This window comes from Leifsonia sp. 10N434, assembly GCF_056394405.1.
The window spans coordinates 18246-35793 of record NZ_JBFTHV010000008.1; the positions used below are offsets into that span (position 1 = coordinate 18246).

Sequence of the window (17548 nt, forward strand, 5' to 3'; positions counted from 1 at the left end):
CCGTCCTGCGACTGTAACGCATCCGGGTGACGCGCGCGGGCTGCGCTCAGTGGGCGTTGAGACCGGCCCAGGCCATGCGCTCCAGCAACGGCCGCGCCATGGCCGCATCGGTGCTCGTGCCACCGGCGCGCACGCTGTGCGGGGTCGAGTTGATGAGGCCGAAGGTCGCCTGCACGCGCATCCGGAGCTCGCCGGACGGCACGGAGGGGTGCAGCGACGAGAGCACGTCCATCCAGAGCTCGATGTAGCGGCGCTGCAGGCGGCGCACGGCCCGGCGCTCGGAGTCGGGCAGGGCGTCGAGGTCGCGGTCCTGCACCCGGATGGTGTCGGGCTCGCTCAGTGCGAAGTCCACGTGGAACGCGATGAGCGACCGGAGCGCGGTGGACGGCTCCGGCGCGGCGGTGGCGACCTCCGTGCCGCCGTCGAGCAGGTGCTGGCTGACGCCGACCAGCAGCGCGCCGAGCACGGCCTGCTTGCCGGCGAAGTGGCGGTAGACGGCGGGGCCGCTGACACCGGCCGCAGCACCCAGGTCTTCGATGGAGACGCCGTTGAAGCCCCGCTCGGCGAAGAGCCCGGCGGCGGCGGCCAGCAGAGCGGCGCGGCGGTCGGCCTTGGCCTGGCTCCGCTGGGTCGGCCGCGAGGTGGCCTGCCCGCTCTCTGCGACTTCCGTCATCGTTCGCTCCGCACGCTGGACATTTCGGTTAATGAACACTAACCTAAATTCGAGTTAGTGACCACTAACTGACTGTCGATGGAGACGCGATGCCAACGCTCACCAGCACCACGAGTGCGACGGATGCCCGGTTCGAGCAGAACGAAGCTGCCCAGCGCGCCCTCGTGGCCGACCTGCGCGAACGGCTCGCGGTCGCGGCAGAGGGTGGTCCGCTCCGCTCCCGCGAACGCCACGTGGCCCGCGGCAAGCTGCTGCCCCGGGAACGCATCGACGTGCTGCTCGACGAAGGCAGCCCGTTCCTCGAGATCGCGCCCCTCGCGGCGACCGGCCTGTACGGCGACGAGACGCCGGCGGCCGGCGTGATCGCGGGCATCGGCCTCGTGCACGGTCGGCACGTGCTGGTCATCTCGAACGACGCGACGGTCAAAGGCGGAACGTACTATCCGATGACCGTCAAGAAGCACCTGCGCGCCCAGGAGATCGCCCTGGAGAACCGGCTTCCCTGCATCTACCTGGTGGACTCCGGCGGCGCGTACCTGCCGATGCAGGACGAGGTCTTCCCCGATCGCGACCACTTCGGCCGCATCTTCTACAACCAGGCCAGGATGTCGGCGGCCAAGGTGCCGCAGATCGCGGCCGTGCTCGGCTCGTGCACCGCCGGCGGCGCCTACGTTCCGGCGATGAGCGACCAGACCGTGATCGTGCGCGGACAGGGAACGATCTTCCTCGGCGGCCCGCCGCTGGTGAAGGCGGCGATCGGCGAGATCGTGACGGCGGAGGAACTCGGCGGCGGCGAACTGCATGCCCGCACCTCCGGCGTGGTCGACCACCTCGCCGAAGACGACCGTCACGCGCTGCAGATCGTCCGCGACATCGTCGCCACCCTGCCCGCCCCGGCCGCGCCGGCCTGGGAGGTGCTCGAATCGGTCCCACCGGCAGCGGACCCCGACGAGCTCTACGGGGTCGTGCCCACCGACGTGCAGGCGCCGTACGACGTGCGCGAGGTGATCGCCCGGCTGGTCGACGCCAGCGCGTTCGCGGAGTTCAAAGCCGAGTACGGCACGACGCTGGTCACCGGCTTCGCCCACATCCACGGGCATCCGGTCGGCATCGTGGCCAACAACGGCGTGCTCTTCAGCGAGTCGGCGCTCAAGGGCGCGCACTTCATCGAGCTCTGCGATCAGCGCGGCATCCCGCTGCTGTTCCTCCAGAACATCTCCGGGTTCATGGTCGGCCGCGACTACGAGGCCGGCGGCATCGCCAAGCACGGCGCCAAGATGGTGACTGCGGTCGCCACCACGCGCGTGCCGAAGCTGACCGTGGTCATCGGCGGCTCGTTCGGTGCGGGCAACTACTCGATGTGCGGCCGGGCGTACTCGCCCCGCTTCCTCTGGATGTGGCCGGCGGCCCGCATCTCGGTGATGGGCGGCCCGCAGGCGTCGTCAGTGCTGGCGACGGTGAAGCGCGAGCAGCTGGAAGGCCGCGGCGAGGAGTGGTCGACCGACGAGGAGGCCGCGTTCAAGGCGCCGATCGCCGAGCAGTACGAGGAGCAGGGCAGCCCGTACTTCTCCACGGCGCGCTTGTGGGACGACGGCGTGATCGACCCGGCGGACACCCGCACCGTGCTGGGGCTCGCACTCGACGTCTGCTCCCGCACCCCGCTCCCCGACACGGCCTTCGGCCTCTTCCGGATGTGATCGGCATGGGATTCTCGACCGTCATCGTCGCCAACCGCGGAGAGATCGCCTGCCGCGTGATCCGCACTCTGCAGCGCTTGGGCATCCGCGCGGTGGCCGTCTACAGCGACGCCGACCGCGATGCACCGCACGTGCACCTCGCCGACGTCGCCGTCCGCCTCGGCCCCGCCCCGGCGCGCCAGAGCTATCTCGACGTGGAGGCGATCCTCGCGGCCGCGCGCGCGACGGGTGCCGAGGCCGTGCATCCCGGCTACGGCTTCCTGTCCGAGAACGCCGCGTTCGCCTCCGCATGCGCCGACGCCGGCATCGTCTTCATCGGACCGGGCGTGCGGGCACTCGACGTGATGGGCGACAAGATCGCCGCGAAGCGCGAGGTCGAGGCGCACGGAGTGCCGACCATCCGGGGCATCGCCGAGCCGGGGCTCAGCGACGATGCTCTGATCGAGGCGGCGGCGGCCATCGGGTACCCGCTGCTCGTCAAGCCGTCGGCCGGCGGCGGAGGCAAGGGCATGCAGGCCGTGCACGACGCGGCCGATCTGCCGGATGCGCTCCGTACCGCACGCCGCGTCGCAGGATCTGCGTTCGGTGACGACACCCTCTTCCTCGAGCGGCTCGTCGACACGCCCCGGCACATCGAGGTGCAGGTGCTCGCCGACAGCCACGGCTCCGTCGTGCACCTCGGCGAGCGCGAGTGCTCGCTGCAGCGTCGTCACCAGAAGGTGGTCGAGGAGGCGCCGTCGGCACTGCTCGACGCCGAGACCAGGGAGCGGATCGGCCGGGCCGCCTGCGCCGTCGCCGCGAGCGTCGACTATGTCGGAGCCGGAACGGTCGAGTTCCTGGTCTCCGATGCGGACCCGGGCGCGTTCTTCTTCATGGAGATGAACACCCGTCTGCAGGTGGAGCATCCCGTCACCGAACTGGTGACCGGCCTCGACCTGGTCGAGTGGCAAGTGCGCATCGCGGCGGGGGAGCCGCTCGACTTCACCCAGGACGACGTGACGCTCACCGGTCACGCGGTCGAGGTGCGGGTGTACGCCGAGAACCCCGAGCGCGGCTTCCTGCCGACGGATGGAACGGTCATCGCCCTGCACGAACCGACGGGTCCCGGCATCCGGGTCGACAGCGGTCTCGTCGCCGGAGCACCGATCGTGACCGATTACGACCCGATGCTGTCCAAGGTGATCGCCTGGGCCGACGATCGCGCAACGGCCCTCCGTCGTCTCGATGCCGCCCTGGCCGACACGCACATCCTGGGAGCTGTGACCAACGTGCGCTGGCTGCGCGATCTGCTCGCGGACGAGGACGTGCGCGCCGCCCGCCTCGACACCACACTCATCGACCGCCGATTCTCCGACCTCGCGCCCACGGCCCCGGATGCCCACCAGCTCGTCGCCGCCGCGCTGATCGTGCACCGCGAACGCTGGGACCAGCCGGCCTCCGGCGCCGGCGCGCTCTGGGCGCAGCCGAGCGGCTGGCGTCTCGGGGCGCACCGCCCCGTCGCCTATGAGATCGGCGACGCGACCGTGCGCGTGTGGGGCGGCCCGGATGCGCTGAATACATCGACGGCGCGCGTCGTGCTCGACGACGACCGCACGTTCACCGCGGGCATCCGGCTCCTGCCGCCGTCGTCGCCGGGGGAGCCGGCAACGGCCCTGCTGACCGTCGACGGGATCACCAGACGACTCGCTGTCGCCCGCGATGCGGCGTCGGTCTGGATCGGCGACGGCGGGGCGGGGCGTGAATTCGCCGTCGTCGACCGTGCCGACCGCGTCGCGCGCGACCTCGCCGCCGTCACCCGCGCGGCCGGCGCCGCCGACCCGGAGCTCCGCACGCCGATGCCCGGCACCGTGGTGTCGGTCGCCGTGGCGAGCGGCGATCTGGTGGAGGTCGGCGACACCGTCGTCACGGTCGAGGCCATGAAGATGGAGCACCGCCTGGTCGCCCCGCTCGCGGGCCGCGTGCAGGTGCACGTGGCGAGCGGAGACCTCGTGCGGCTCGACCAGTCGGTCGCCACGGTCGTCCCGGACGAGACAGCGGTCCCCGACGAGCATGGCGACCCCCAGAACGTCCCGCCCACCAGCGCGGAACCCGTAGCGGACGCGCCGACACGATCGGCCGCAGCACAGAGAGAAGGAACCCCATGACCATGCAGATGACACGCTCCAGTGCCGACGACACCGACGTCGCCGGCTTCGAGCTGACCGACGAGCACCGCCGCCTACGCGACGAGGTGCGCGACTTCGCCGACCGGGTGGTCGCGCCCGCCGCCTACGACTACGACACCCGCCGCAGCCTTCCGTACGAGATCATCGCCGAGATGGGCAGCATGGGCCTGTTCGGCCTGCCGTTCCCGAAGGAGTACGGCGGCCAGGGCAAGGACTACCTCTCGCTCTGCCTCGCCGTCGAACAGCTCGGCCGGGTCGACCAGTCGATCGGCGTCACGCTCGAGGCGGGCGTCGGCCTGGGCATCATGCCCGTCTTCCGCAACGGCACCGAGGCGCAGCGTCGCGAGTGGATGCCGATGCTCACCAGTGGCTCGGCGCTCGCCGGGTTCGGGCTGACCGAGGCCGAGGCCGGCTCGGACGCGGCGGGCACCAAGACCACCGCAGAGTTGCGGGATGGCGAATGGGTCATCAACGGCACCAAGCAGTTCATCACCAACTCCGGCAGCGAGATCACCCGGCTCGTCACGATCACCGCGGTCACGGGCGAGCAGACCCGCGCCGACGGCTCCGTGAAGAAGGAGCTGTCCGCCATCCTGGTGCCCGTGCCCACCCCCGGCTTCGTGGCGTTGCCCGCCTATGACAAGGTCGGCTGGCACACCTCGGACACCCACCCGCTCACGCTCACCGACGTGCGCGTGCCGGAGACCAACCTGCTGGGTGAGCGCGGCCGCGGCTACGCGAACTTCCTGCAGACGCTCGACGAGGGCCGTGTGGCCTTCGCCGCGCTCTGCGTCGGTGCTGCCCAGGGCTGCCTCGAGGAGGCGCTGCGGTACGCGGCCAGCCGCAACGTGTTCGGTCGTGCGATCGGCTCGAACCAGCACATCGCTTTCAAGCTGTCCCGGATGCAGGCCCGCGTGCACACCGCGCGCCTCGCCTACTACGACGCCTGCTTCAAGCTGATGGCCGGCAAGCCCTTCAAGCTGGAGGCGTCGATCGCCAAGCTCGTCGGCAGCGAGGCGGCCATGGACAACGCTCGCGACGCGACCCAGATCTTCGGCGGCTACGGCTTCCTCAACGAGAACCCGGTCGCCCGGCACTACCGTGACTCGAAGATCCTCGAGATCGGCGAGGGCACGTCGGAAGTGCAGCTGATGATCATCTCGCGGGCCCTCGGTTTCGAGGCCTGACGCAGCGGAAGGGGAGCAGCCGATGATCGACAAAGTGGTCGCGAGCGCCGAGGAGGCGATCGCCGACATCCCCGACGGGGCGTCGCTCGCCGTGGGCGGCTTCGGGCTGTGCGGGATCCCGAGCGCGCTCATCCTGGCGTTGCACGAGCGCGGGACGACCGCGCTCGAGGTGGTCAGCAACAACTGCGGCGTCGACGACTGGGGGCTGGGCATCCTTCTCGGCGACCGGCGCATCCGCAAGATGGTCAGCTCGTACGTCGGTGAGAACAAGGAGTTCGCGCGGCAGTTCCTCTCCGGGGAGCTGGAGGTCGAGCTCACGCCGCAGGGCACGCTCGCCGAGAAGCTGCGCGCCGGCGGCGCCGGCATCCCGGCGTTCTACACCCCGGCCGGCGTCGGAACGCAGATCGCCGAGGGCGGGCTGCCGCGCCTGTACGCGCCGGACGGATCGATCGCCGTCGCCTCGGAGCCCAAGGAGGTGCGCACCTTCGACGGCGCCGACTACGTTCTCGAGCGGTCGGTGACGCCCGACTTCGCTCTCGTGCACGCGGCGAAGGGCGACCGGTACGGCAACCTCGTGTTCCACGCCGCGGCGATGAACTTCAACCCGCTCGCCGCGATGGCGGGACGCGTGACGATCGCGGAGGTCGAAGAGCTGGTGGAGCCCGGCGAGCTGGATCCGGGCCAGGTGCACACGCCGGGAATCTTCGTGCAGCGCGTCGTCCTCGCCCCCGACGTCGAGAAGCGGATCGAACGGAGAACCGTGAAGCTGACCGAGGGGAGCCCATCATGAGCCTGACCCGCAACGAACTCGCGGCCCGCGTGGCGCTGGAGCTGGAGAACGGACAGTACGTCAACCTCGGCATCGGCATGCCGACGCTGATCCCGAACTACATCCCCGACGACGTCGAGGTGGTGCTGCACTCGGAGAACGGCGTGCTCGGCGTCGGGCCGTACCCCGACGACGACGCCGTCGATCCTGACCTGATCAACGCCGGCAAGGAGACCGTGACCGTGAACAGCGGCGCTGCCTTCTTCGACTCCGCGCTGTCGTTCGGGATGGTCCGCGGCGGGCACGTCGACGTCGCCGTGCTCGGTGCGATGGAGGTGTCCGAACGCGGCGACCTCGCCAACTGGATGATCCCCGGCAAGATGGTCAAAGGCATGGGCGGCGCGATGGACCTCGTGTTCGGCGCGAAGCGGCTCATCGTGATGATGGAGCACGTCGCCCGCGAGGGCCGGCCGAAGATCGTGCGGGAGTGCTCGCTGCCGCTCACCGGCACCGGATGCGTCGACCGCATCATCACGGACCTCGCGGTGATCGACGTCGTGCGCGGAACGGAGTCGGGCGCTGATTCGCTCGTGCTGCGCGAGACCGCGCCGGGCGTCACCGTCGACGAGGTCATCGCCGCGACGGGCGCTCCGCTGACGATCGGACTGCAGGAGGGGACGCGATGAAAGAGATCGAGCAGCGCGGGCTGTACTACGAGGAGTTCGAGCCGGACACACGCTACCTGCACCGGCCGGGACGCACGGTCACGGAGGCGGACAACGTCTTCTTCACGACGCTCACCATGAACACCCAGGCCCTGCACCTCGACGCGGCCTGGTCGGCCCGGCAGCCGTACGGCGAGCGCCTCGTCAATTCGATGTTCACCCTCGCCACGATCGTCGGGGCATCCGTCGCCCAGCTCACACAGGGGACGATCGTCGCCAACCTCGGATTCAGCGAGGTCGGCTTCCCGCACCCGCTGCACCACGGCGACACCCTCTACTCGGAGACGGTGGTGCTCAGCAAACGGCTCTCCGCTTCGCGCCCGGGCCAGGGCATCGTCACGCTGGAGCACACGGGCCGGAATCAGAACGGAGTCGTCGTCGCCACGGCGACCAGGCAGGTGATGGTGTGGTGCCGGAGCGCCCACTCCGAGGAGGCCGGACTGTGACGGGCTTCCCGTTCGGTCCTGCCCTGCTGTTCTGCCCGGCCGACCGTCCCGACCGCTATGCGCGGGCTGTGTCGAGTGCGGATGCGGTCATCCTCGACCTGGAGGACGCGGTCGACCCGGCTCGGCGGGTGCTCGCACGGGAGGCACTCGTGGCGGCGGACGCGGAGGGGAGGCTCGACCCGGAACGCGTGATCGTGCGCGTCAACCCCGCGGGAACCTACGACCACGGTGCCGATCTGGCGGCGCTCGCCGTCACGGATCTGACGACGGTGATGCTCCCCAAGGCCGAGAGCGTCGATGGTCTGCGCGATCTCACGGGGCTGGACGTGATCGCGCTCTGCGAGACGGCGCGCGGTGTGATGGGCGCACCGCAGCTCGCCGGAGCGGCGGGTGTGGTGGCGCTGATGTGGGGAGCGGAGGACCTGGTGGCGTCGATGGGCGGCACGTCGAGCCGTCACGACGACGGCCGTTACCGCGACGTCGCCGTGCACGCCCGCTCGTCGGTGCTGCTCGCGGCCTCCGCCGCCGGCATCGGCGCGGTGGACACGGTGCACCTCGACATCGCGGACCTCGCCGGTCTCGGCGCCGAAGCGGTGGATGCCGCGGCCGTCGGTTTCGCCGCCACCGCGTGCATCCATCCGTCGCAGGTCGAGACGATCCGTGCTGCATACCGCCCATCGGGTGACGAGATCGCGCACGCGCGCGCCCTCCTCGACGCGGCGGCCGGTGCCGGGGGAGTGTTCGCGTTCGAGGGCCGGATGGTGGACGGCCCGGTGCTCGCACACGCCCGAATCGTGCTGCGGCGGGCCGGCCTCGACGGGTGAACTTTCCACCCTCGCAGACCGTGATGAAACTGTGACCTAGCATTCTGTAACAGTTCACCCGGATCAGCCGGAGGCGGTCGGTGGCATGCCGTACTCTGCAAGTAGGTACTGGGGAACTGGGGTCCTCGAATCGATTCGAGTAGCAGTGGAGTGAGGGGGTGAGGCAGATGCCGCAATTGCTTCCGCTCCGGCTGCGCGAGGTCGTCGGCCGTCGGGCCGCCGCCGCTGCAGCATCGTCGGATCAGGCATCTGCAGCCGAGTCCGCCGCACTCGCCGAATCCGCTTCGCGTGCCTCCGCGCTCGGGCAGTCCGACAGCATCGGCACAGAGGCGATCGGCCTCGAGCCGGTGGGTGCCGAGACGGTCGGCATCGAGACGGCGGCACTGCCGCAGCTCGACCCTGCCCTGGAGCGCACCGGCCCCCTTTCGATCATCGCCCCGCGGCGCATCGGCGAGAGCGACCTCGCGGTGTACCCGCTGTCGCTCGGCGCGAGCGTCTTCGGCTGGACGGCCGACGGCGGGACGTCGTTGCGCATCCTCGACCGCTTCGCCTCGCTCGGCGGCAACTTCATCGACACCGCGGACAGCTACGTCGGCGGTCGCAGCGAGGTGCTCATCGGCACCTGGATGCGGGAGCGCAAGAACCGCGACGCGATGGTCGTCGCCACCAAGGTCGGTCGCCACCACGAGAACCCCGGGCTCGGCTCGGTCAGCATCGTGCGTGCCGTCGAGGCCTCGCTCGAGCGGTTGCAGACCGACCACATCGACCTGCTCTACTTCCACGACGACGACCCCGACGTGCCGATCGAAGACAGCCTGGCCACGGTCGAGTGGCTGATCGAGAGCGGCAAGGTCCGGTACCTGGCCGCGTCGAACTTCAGCGCCGACCGGCTCATCGAGGCGCGCATCCTGTCGGCCACCGGGCTCCCCAAGTTCGTGGCCGTGCAGACGCAGTACAACCTCATGCACCGCACGGAGTTCGAGAGCGCCCTGCGTATCGTCGCCTCCGCACAGGGCCTGGCCGTCATGCCGTACTACGCGCTGGCGAACGGCTTCCTCACGGGCAAGTACCGCAGCAAAGACGACCTCAACGCCGACGCGCGCAGCATCCGTGCGGCCGCCTACGTCAACCGGCGCGGCCAGCGGGTGCTCGCCGCGCTCGACCGGGTCGCCGCCGAGCACGAGTCGTCGCCCGCCAGCGTCGCCCTCGCCTGGCTGCTCGCCAAGCGCAACGTCGTCGCCCCGGTCGCGAGCGCGAGCCGCCCGGAGCAGGTCGACGCACTGATGCTGGCCGCCGGCATCCGCCTCACGCGCGCCCAGATGCTCGAGCTCGACCGCGTCTCGGAGTAGCGCCGGCGCTGCGCGTGCGGGCTGCTGTGCGCTCGCGGTCTTGTTGCTGGACGCTGACTGCTCACTGTCTGCTCGCCCGGCTGGACGCCGCGACGTGTCGCCAACTCCGGAACTCTGCGTGACTCCAGCCGAGTGTTTCGGAGTTATGCGGGTGGGAGCGGCGTGTCGGCCGAGAGTTCCGGAGTTATGCGCGGGGGAGCGGGCCCGCGTCGAGAACGAGCGCAACGGACTGATCGTGAGGGGAGTGCCCTGGCAACAGTCGGCGGCGATTCCCGCGGGCGTAACTCCGGAACTCTGCGCGCATCCGGCCAAGTGTTCCGGAGTTACGCGGGTACGGGCGACGTGTCGGCCGAGAGTTCCGGAGTTATGCGCGGGGGAGCGGGCCCGCGGCGGGAACTAGCGCAACGGACTGATCGGCAGGCGGTGCCCTGGCAACAGTCGGCGGTGATTCCCCCGGGCGTAACTCCGGAATTCTGCGCGTATCCGGCCGAGCGCTCCGGAGTTACGCGGGTACGGGCGGCGTGTCGGCCGAGAGTTCCGGGGTTATGAGCGCCAACGCATGCGAAGGTGCGCGGCGTGGCGCCCGAGAGTTCCGGAGTTATGAGCGCCGACGCAGGCGAAGCCGCGCGCGCGACGCATGCACAGCCGCAGCTCAGGCCTCGCCGAGGATGCGCTCCAGCGAGCGGTGCAGCGCAGCGCCGGCAGCGACAGGGTCGCCCACGTAGCCGCCGGCGAGGGCGCCGTCGCGCGCGAGGATGAGGTCGTCAGCAGCGTCGCCGGGATGGGGGTGACCGATGTCGCGGAACAGCGCCTCGATGCGGTGCGCGTACCAGTCGCGGTGCTGGGTGACGGCGACGCGCACGGGGTGGTTCTCGTCGGCGAACTGGGCCGCGGCGTTGATGAACGGGTCGCCGCGGAATCCGGGACGGATCGCCTCGCGGTTGATCTCGTCGACCAGGGCCCTGGCGACCGCGCGCGGGTCGTCGTTCTCGCGTTCCTGTTCGTCGAACCAGTCGCGGATCTGCTTGTCGCGGCCTTCGACGTACGCGATGATCAGCAGATCCTTCGAGCGGTAGTGCTTGTAGAAGGTTGCCTTCGTCACACGGGCGCCCGCGATGATGCGGTCGACACCGACAGTGTGGATGCCCTCTTGATAGAAGAGTTCGTCCGCCGTCGCGAGGATCTTCAGCTTCGACGGGGCGGGCGGCCGGATGGTCGCCCGGGCACTAACGACCATCCGGCACAACTCCAATTCTGGGGAGACGGTCGGGTCCGTCTCCTCGCGGTCAGGCATCCGGCGTAGCTTAGGGGCAACCGGATGCGTCTCGTAGAGACAGTATATAGGTAGACAGACCAGTCTGTTTGTCCTCATTTTGCTCTCAGGGATTCCATAGCCGCTGGCGTAGGGTGGAGGGGATGAACAGCGCAGTCGACCTCCCCCTTGGCCTGGCCGACCTTTCTTTCGCCGCCTCCGGTGACGCGCTGGTCCGCCGCACCGTTCTGCCGAGCGGTGTCCGCATCCTGAGCGAGCAGGTTCCGGGTGCCCGTAGCGCGACGCTCGGCTACTGGGTGGCCGTCGGCTCGCGCGATGAGACCGACGCCGTGGCCGCGACCGAGGCGCACCCGCTGATCCCCGCGAGCTTCGGCTCGACCCACTTCCTCGAGCACCTCCTCTTCAAGGGGACCCCGACGCGCACGGCCCTCGACATCGCGATCTCGTTCGACTCGGTCGGCGGCGAGCACAACGCCATGACGGCGAAGGAGTACACCTGCTATTACGCCAAGGTGCAGGATCGCGACCTGCCGATGGCGGTGGAGGTCATCGCGGACATGCTGACGTCGTCGGTGCTCGACCGCAGCGAGTTCGAGAACGAGCGCGGTGTCATCCTCGAAGAGCTCTCGATGGCGGAGGACGACCCGGCCGACGTCGCCAATGAGCGGTTCTTCTCGGCCGTGCTGGGAGACCACCCGCTCGGCCGGCCGATCGGCGGCAGCCCTCAGACCATCCGCGACGCCACCCGCGACGCTGTCTTCGAGCACTACCGGGCGAACTACCGCCCGCAAGACCTCGTGATCACGGCCGCCGGTGCCGTCGACCACGACCTCCTGGTCTCCGGCGTCGTGCACGCCCTCGAGGCCGCAGGCTGGGATCTCGGCGTCGAGGCGGCCCCCGTCGACCGCCGGGCCACCGCTCCCGCCGGCATCGACCGCGGCGCGGCGATCGTCACGGTCCAGCGCCCCATCGAACAGGCGAACATCCTGATCGGTGTGCCGGGGATCGTGGCCACGGATGACCGGCGCACCGCGATGAGCGTGCTCAACTCCGTGCTGGGCGGCGGGATGTCGAGCCGCCTCTTCCAGGAGGTCAGGGAGAAGCGCGGGCTCGCCTACGCCGTCTACTCGTTCTCCGGCGCGTACTCCGACGCCGGCGTCTTCGGGCTGTACGCCGGATGCGCTCCGGCCAAGGCCACGCAGGTCACCGAGCTCATGCTCGGCGAACTGCGCCGCCTGGCCGACGGCGGCGTCACCCCCGACGAGCGGCGCCGTGCTGTCGGCCAGCTCTCCGGCGGCGCCGCGCTCGCGCTCGAGGACTCCGACACCCGGATGTCGCGCCTCGGGCGCGCCGAGATCAGCGTCGGCGAGTTCTCGGACCTCGATGAAAGCCTCCGCAGGCTGCACCTCGTCACCGCCGAGGATGTGCGAGAACTGGCCGCCGACCTGGCCGGCCGACAGGTCTCCATCTCCGCGGTCGGGAGCGTCACCGACGACATGTTCGCCGGTCTCGTCTCCTGACTTCACGTCCCCACACGAACCATCCGAAAGGCAAGACCGGTGCCCCACTACCTCTACCTCGTTCGCCACGGCGAGCAACAGGACGCCGAACACGGACTCCCCGACGGGCCGTTGTCGCCCCGCGGCAAGCGTCAGGCGCAGCTGATCGCGGAGCGTCTGGGCGGCATCCCGTTCACCGGCATGTACCACTCGCCACTGAACCGCGCGGCCGAGACCGCCGCGATCATGGCCGAGCGGATGCCGGCGCTGACGCCGGAGCCGTCGAACCTGCTCTTCGACTGCATCCCGTCCGGTCCGACGCCCGATATGCCGCGGGCGTTCGAGTCGTTCTTCGGCGCGGTCACCGACGCGGAGATCGAGGCCGGCCACGCGCAGATGGAAGACGCCGTGAGCGAGTTCCTCACGCCGGCCCGCGGTGACCGCCACGACCTGCTCGTGACGCACAACTTCGTGATCGGCTGGTTCGTGCGCCATGTGTTCGACGCCCCCGACTGGCGCTGGCTGGGACTCAACCAGGCGAACTGCGGACTGACGATCATCCGGGTGCGTTCGGCGAAGCCGCCCGTGCTCGTCGTGCACAACGATCTCGGGCATCTGCCGGTAGAGCTGCGCACCGGTCTGCCCGAGCTGCAACCGGTCTGACCTCGAAGCGGCCTACACGAGCTGCTTGCGGAACCAGTCCGTCGCGTTCGGGTTGTCGTTGTACGGCTGGATGTCCTCGTAGCCGTGGCTGCGGTACAGCCCGCCGGCCGCCTCGAGGCTCGCATTCGTGTCGAGCACGACCTCGGTCGCCCCGAACCCGCGTGCCCGATGCTCCAGCTCGCTCAGGATGCTACGGCCCAGTCCGCGCCCGCGGTGCGACGGCGCGACCCACAGGTGCTTGATCTCGTAGCGGACGACGGGATCGGCGGGATCGGCGTCCGCCAACGGAACGGGGAGCTCCCGGATGCCCCCGCAACCGGCCTCGATGTCGTCATCGTCGTAGGCGAGCAGGAACACCCCAGACGGCGGCACGAACTGCGACGGATCCGGGAAGGTCGTGCGGTACGCGCCCTGTGTCGCGGGGAAGCTGGCGGCGCGCTCGGCGAAGTAGTCGGAGAGCATCCGGTGGGCGGTCGCGTCGGTGACGGCGACATCGGCAAATGACACCATCACCCCAGCGTAGTTCCGCCGATCGGGCGCGGAGCTCCGCACGGTGCGCGCCGGGTAGATTGGTCGGGTGACTATTCGCGTTGCCGTCGCTGGTGCGACCGGGAAGCTGGGCTCCGTCGCTGTGCGCCTCATCGAGGAATCCGAGGATTTCGAGGTCGTCGCCCGGCTGGGCTCGCAGGCTCCCCTCGAGGACATGCTGGGTGCGGACCTGCTCGTCGACATGACGCTGCCGGCGGTGAGCCCGGGGATCGTCGCATTCGCGGTCGACCACGGCCTGCGCGTGCTGATCGGCACCTCCGGATGGTCGGCCGACCGCATCCTCGACCTCGAGCGTCGCGTGGCCGCCCACGAGGGCACCGGCGCCGTCGTGATCCCCAACTTCTCTCTCGGCTCCGCCCTCGGCACTGCGTTCGCGACGGTGGCTGCGCGATTCTTCGACTCGATCGAGATCATCGAGGCGCACGGCGCCGGCAAGGTCGACTCGCCTTCGGGCACCGCGGTGCGCACGGCGGAGCTCATCGGCGCCGCGCGCGCCGAACGCGGACCGGTCGACGCGCCCCACACCGATCAGCGCGCGCGCGGTCAGCAGGTGGCGAGCGTGCCCATCCACAGCCTCCGGATGCGCGGCGTCGTGGCTCAGCAGCAGGTGATCTTCGGCGGCACGGGGGAGACGCTGACCATCCGGCACGACACGATCGGATCGGAGTCGTACGAGGCGGGCATCCTGCTCGGCCTGCGCGCAGCCGCGACGGCGACCGGCGTCACCGTCGGTCTCGACAAGCTCATCGACCTCGGCATCGCCGAGCCGGACGGGGAGCCGCCCCGTCCGACGGTTCGCGAGACCGCGTGAGGAACCGCATCGCCGCCATCGTGATGGCGGTCATCCTCGCGCTCTACCTCGTACTCGTGCTGCAGCGCGCGATCATGCTCATGGCGACCGGCGAGGGCATCCTGATCGCCATGGGCATCGCGCTGCTGGTGCTGCCGCTCATCGCCGCGTGGGCGATCGGGCGCGAACTCCTGTTCGGCGCACGCACGGAGAAGCTCGTCAAACTGCTCGACGCCGAGGGCGGCCTGCCGATAGAGGACCTGCCGCACCGCGCGAGCGGCCGGCCGCTCCGCGACGCGGCCGACGAGGAGTTCCCGCGCTACAAGGCCGAGGTCGAGGCGCAGCCGGAGAGCTGGCGCGCCTGGTTCCGGCTCGGGCTGGCCTACGACGCGTCCGGCGACCGCCGCCGTGCGCGATCCGCGCTGCGCGAGTCGATCCGGCTGTATCGCGCCGAGGCGCACGCCAAGGCCTGACGCGGCGCCGCCCTAGTTCGCGGCGGCCTTCGAGGCGGCCTTCGCGGCGACGAGCCGGTCCATCGCGTCCTGCACGGTGCGATCGCGGAACTCGAAGCCGTCGGCGAGGAGTTTCGCGGGGATCACCTTCTGGCTCGAGAGCAGCAGTTCGTGCCCGGCATCCCGCAGCGCGAGCTCCACGACCTTCTCCGGCAGCGGAAGCCCGTACGGGCGGTGTGTCGCACGCGCGAGCGCGCGGAGCACCGCATCCGCCGTCGCCGGCGTCGGACCGGCGAGGTTGACGGGGCCCTTGATGGACGACGAGAGCAGGTGCACGATCGCGGCGCCCTCGTCGTGCAGGCTGATCCACGGCCAGTGCTGGCCCCCGCCGCCGATCGGTCCCGCGAGGCCGAGCTTCGCTATCGGCAGCAGCGGCTTCATGGCCCCGCCGCGCCCGACGACGACCCCGCTCCGGATGGTGACCACCCGGGTCTTCTCCGGGGCGAGATGAGCCGCCGACTCCCAGGCCTCCACGACGTCCGACAGGTAGCCGGTGCCCTTGATCGCCGTCTCGGTGAGCTTCTGCCCGGGCCGGTCGCCGTAGTAGCCGACGGCCGAGCCGCTCACGAACACAGCGGGCGGATGCGCGGCCATCCGCATGGCGTCGGTCAGGGTGTGCGTGGCGTCGAGGCGGGACGACAGGATCTGCCGCTTGTAGCCGGCGGTCCACGGCAGCCTGCTGAGCGACGCCCCCGACAGGTTGATCACGGCGTCGACCCGGTCCATGAGCGTGAAGTCGATCATGCGGGAGGCCGGCGCCCAGTTGAACTCGTCGCTGCCGCGGGGCTCGCGGCGAACGAGTCGCAGGACATCGTGGCCGGCGGCGTGCAGCTGCGCCGAAACCTCGGTGCCGATCATGCCGGAGGCGCCGGCGATGAGCACCTTCACGACGCTAGACCAGGCGTGCGTCGAGCGTGATCGGGATGCCGACCAGGGCGCGCGACACCGGGCAGGTCGCCTTGGCCTCGTCGGCCAGGCGCTGGAAATCCTCTCCAGACAGGCCGGGAACGGTCGCCTCCACGGTGAGGTGGCTGCCGGTGACGCCCTGAGCGGGATCGAAACCGACCGCGGCGGTGACCCGGATGCTCTCCGGCGCGTTGCCGAACGAGGTGAGGATGTTCGAGAACGCCATCGAGAAGCAGGCCGAGTGCGCGGCGCCGAGCAGCTCCTCCGGGGTGGTGATGTCGGTGCCGCCCTGCGAGCGCGCCGCCCAGGTGACAGGGAACTGCGCGGCCTTCGAGGAATCGAGGAAGACGGTGCCGGAGCCCGATTTCAGATCGCCGTTCCAGACCGTTGTTGCTTCGCTCGTGACTGCCATGGAGACCTCCTGTTGTCGGGGCGCCGATCCCTCATCGGCGGCTGCACAAGCCTATCGACGGCCTCCGACCGTGCAGCCGGTGCACGGGTGATTCCCGGAAACGGACCCGTCACGGTGATGCCAGGAGGACCGGGAGCCGTCAGGCGACCGTGGCGCTGCGTCGGCGGATGAGACCGGCGCGCACGAGCAGCAGGTAGATCTGGCAGCCCAGGCAGTAGCCGAAGACCGCGTTGAGGAACGCCGCGACGAACGCGAGCGACGCCGCGATCGGGAGCGCATAGGGGACGCCGAGCAGGAAGAGCACGAGGCCGAGACCGGTCACCACGAGGCCGACGCCCTGCGCGAAGGTGGGCGGCGCCGGGTCCTCGCGTTCCGTCGGCGGCGAGAGCCGTGGCCGCGCGACGGTGCGGAACAGCACGCCGTACGGATGGCGCCGGATGCCCGCGAACGCACCCCAGGCGAACAGCAAGGCGATCGCCAGGAGCAGGATGGCGGCCGCTGCGGTCGCACCGACCAGTCCGAGGAACACGTCGATGAGGAGGAGCACGGCGGTGATGCCGGCGCCGAAGCGCGGGGAACGCGGATCGATGCCGTTCTGATCAGTCGGTGCGGACACGGTCTCTCCCGAGGAGGTCGTCGAGGGCAGAGCGCACCTCGTCGGCGCGCACGGCGCCTCCGATGCGCGCGTGCACGGCGCCGGCGGCGTCGAGCACAAAGGTGGTCGGTGTCTGCAGGATGCCGAACGGGCCGGCGAGGTCGGGCCGATCGGTGAGGTCGATCTCGACGTGCGCCACCCCGTCCGTCGTGCTGCCGATCTCGCCGAGCACCCGCGCGGTCGACCGGCAGGGTGCGCAGAACTCGGTGGAGAACTGGAGGAGTGTCGCGCCGGTTCCGAAGGCGGCTGCGCCGACATCCGAGGCCGCGATCGTGCGCCCGCCGGTCACCCGTCGGGCGCGTCCGGTGCGGGCGCGCCACACCAGGCCCGCGGCGGTCGCGACGACGACGAGCCCGAGCAGCACAGCGGCGGCGGCCAACCCGTTCATGTCCGGTGACACTACGCGCGAACGATGGGGCGGAGCCGACTGTGACAGCAGATTACGCGTCGGCCG

General features: G+C 70.4%; 19 protein-coding genes. 12 read left to right on the forward strand and 7 right to left on the reverse strand.

Annotation, left to right across the window (positions count from 1 at the left end; all coding sequences use genetic code 11):
* Window positions 1-46 precede the first annotated feature (46 nt).
* A complete protein-coding gene (locus AC1DB1_RS17380) occupies window positions 47-673 on the reverse strand; it encodes an SACE_7040 family transcriptional regulator (RefSeq protein WP_477201702.1) in 627 nt (208 codons plus the stop codon).
* Between the two features lie 89 nt (window positions 674-762).
* Between AC1DB1_RS17380 and AC1DB1_RS17385 the strand changes: the two genes are divergently transcribed.
* The 8 genes from AC1DB1_RS17385 to AC1DB1_RS17420 all read left to right on the forward strand — a co-directional run bounded on the left by AC1DB1_RS17385 (window position 763) and on the right by AC1DB1_RS17420 (window position 9835).
* Window positions 763-2370 carry a carboxyl transferase domain-containing protein gene (locus tag AC1DB1_RS17385; RefSeq protein ID WP_477201703.1) on the forward strand — a complete coding sequence of 536 codons (1608 nt, stop codon included), beginning with the start codon at window positions 763-765 and terminating at the stop codon, window positions 2368-2370.
* Window positions 2371-2375: 5 nt separating this feature from the next.
* Window positions 2376-4514 (forward strand): acetyl/propionyl/methylcrotonyl-CoA carboxylase subunit alpha, encoded by a 2139-nt coding sequence (locus tag AC1DB1_RS17390; RefSeq protein WP_477201704.1) that lies wholly within the window; start codon window positions 2376-2378, stop codon window positions 4512-4514.
* Window positions 4511-5722 carry an acyl-CoA dehydrogenase family protein gene (locus AC1DB1_RS17395; protein WP_477201705.1) on the forward strand — a complete coding sequence of 404 codons (1212 nt, stop codon included), beginning with the start codon at window positions 4511-4513 and terminating at the stop codon, window positions 5720-5722. The genes AC1DB1_RS17390 and AC1DB1_RS17395 overlap by 4 nt, the downstream gene beginning before the upstream one ends.
* Window positions 5723-5744: 22 nt before the next feature.
* Complete coding sequence (locus tag AC1DB1_RS17400; protein WP_477201706.1) at window positions 5745-6512, forward strand: CoA transferase subunit A; 768 nt, start codon at window positions 5745-5747, stop codon at window positions 6510-6512.
* Window positions 6509-7177 carry a 3-oxoacid CoA-transferase subunit B gene (locus tag AC1DB1_RS17405; RefSeq protein ID WP_477201707.1) on the forward strand — a complete coding sequence of 223 codons (669 nt, stop codon included), beginning with the start codon at window positions 6509-6511 and terminating at the stop codon, window positions 7175-7177. The genes AC1DB1_RS17400 and AC1DB1_RS17405 overlap by 4 nt, the downstream gene beginning before the upstream one ends.
* Window positions 7174-7662 (forward strand): MaoC family dehydratase, encoded by a 489-nt coding sequence (locus tag AC1DB1_RS17410; RefSeq protein WP_477201708.1) that lies wholly within the window; start codon window positions 7174-7176, stop codon window positions 7660-7662. Before AC1DB1_RS17405 ends, AC1DB1_RS17410 begins: the two co-directional genes overlap by 4 nt.
* Window positions 7659-8486: an HpcH/HpaI aldolase/citrate lyase family protein gene (locus AC1DB1_RS17415; RefSeq protein ID WP_477201709.1), complete on the forward strand. Its 828-nt coding sequence runs from the start codon at window positions 7659-7661 to the stop codon at window positions 8484-8486. Before AC1DB1_RS17410 ends, AC1DB1_RS17415 begins: the two co-directional genes overlap by 4 nt.
* Window positions 8487-8653: 167 nt before the next feature.
* Entirely contained in the window at window positions 8654-9835 is a 1182-nt protein-coding gene (locus AC1DB1_RS17420) for an aldo/keto reductase (RefSeq protein WP_477201710.1), read from the forward strand.
* Window positions 9836-10487: 652 nt separating this feature from the next.
* On the opposite strand, the gene AC1DB1_RS17425 is transcribed toward AC1DB1_RS17420, so the two are convergent.
* Complete coding sequence (locus AC1DB1_RS17425; protein ID WP_271176469.1) at window positions 10488-11129, reverse strand: TetR/AcrR family transcriptional regulator; 642 nt, start codon at window positions 11127-11129, stop codon at window positions 10488-10490.
* Between the two features lie 122 nt (window positions 11130-11251).
* On the opposite strand from AC1DB1_RS17425, the gene AC1DB1_RS17430 reads away from it, so the two are divergent.
* Together AC1DB1_RS17430 and AC1DB1_RS17435 are read left to right on the forward strand one after the other, a co-directional pair.
* Window positions 11252-12628 (forward strand): M16 family metallopeptidase, encoded by a 1377-nt coding sequence (locus tag AC1DB1_RS17430; protein WP_477201711.1) that lies wholly within the window; start codon window positions 11252-11254, stop codon window positions 12626-12628.
* Window positions 12629-12667: 39 nt separating this feature from the next.
* Window positions 12668-13270 (forward strand): histidine phosphatase family protein, encoded by a 603-nt coding sequence (locus AC1DB1_RS17435; protein WP_271176467.1) that lies wholly within the window; start codon window positions 12668-12670, stop codon window positions 13268-13270.
* A gap of 12 nt (window positions 13271-13282) precedes the next feature.
* Here the strand turns inward: AC1DB1_RS17435 and AC1DB1_RS17440 are convergent, their stop codons facing one another.
* Window positions 13283-13780: a GNAT family N-acetyltransferase gene (locus AC1DB1_RS17440; protein ID WP_477201712.1), complete on the reverse strand. Its 498-nt coding sequence runs from the start codon at window positions 13778-13780 to the stop codon at window positions 13283-13285.
* A gap of 67 nt (window positions 13781-13847) precedes the next feature.
* Between AC1DB1_RS17440 and dapB the strand changes: the two genes are divergently transcribed.
* Window positions 13848-14630, forward strand: coding sequence for a 4-hydroxy-tetrahydrodipicolinate reductase (gene dapB, locus AC1DB1_RS17445; RefSeq protein WP_477201713.1), 783 nt, complete (start codon window positions 13848-13850; stop codon window positions 14628-14630).
* Window positions 14627-15082: a hypothetical protein gene (locus AC1DB1_RS17450; protein WP_477201714.1), complete on the forward strand. Its 456-nt coding sequence runs from the start codon at window positions 14627-14629 to the stop codon at window positions 15080-15082. The genes dapB and AC1DB1_RS17450 overlap by 4 nt, the downstream gene beginning before the upstream one ends.
* 12 nt (window positions 15083-15094) lie before the next feature.
* Here the strand turns inward: AC1DB1_RS17450 and AC1DB1_RS17455 are convergent, their stop codons facing one another.
* The 4 genes from AC1DB1_RS17455 to AC1DB1_RS17470 form a co-directional block, all read right to left on the reverse strand.
* A complete protein-coding gene (locus tag AC1DB1_RS17455; RefSeq protein ID WP_477201715.1) occupies window positions 15095-16009 on the reverse strand; it encodes a TIGR01777 family oxidoreductase in 915 nt (304 codons plus the stop codon).
* Window positions 16010-16013: 4 nt separating this feature from the next.
* Window positions 16014-16439: an OsmC family peroxiredoxin gene (locus AC1DB1_RS17460; RefSeq protein WP_477201716.1), complete on the reverse strand. Its 426-nt coding sequence runs from the start codon at window positions 16437-16439 to the stop codon at window positions 16014-16016.
* A 139-nt stretch (window positions 16440-16578) separates the two neighbouring features.
* Window positions 16579-17055 (reverse strand): DUF4395 domain-containing protein, encoded by a 477-nt coding sequence (locus AC1DB1_RS17465; RefSeq protein WP_477201717.1) that lies wholly within the window; start codon window positions 17053-17055, stop codon window positions 16579-16581.
* Window positions 17039-17482 carry a TlpA family protein disulfide reductase gene (locus AC1DB1_RS17470; protein WP_477201718.1) on the reverse strand — a complete coding sequence of 148 codons (444 nt, stop codon included), beginning with the start codon at window positions 17480-17482 and terminating at the stop codon, window positions 17039-17041. The genes AC1DB1_RS17465 and AC1DB1_RS17470 overlap by 17 nt, the downstream gene beginning before the upstream one ends.
* Window positions 17483-17548: the final 66 nt, after the last annotated feature.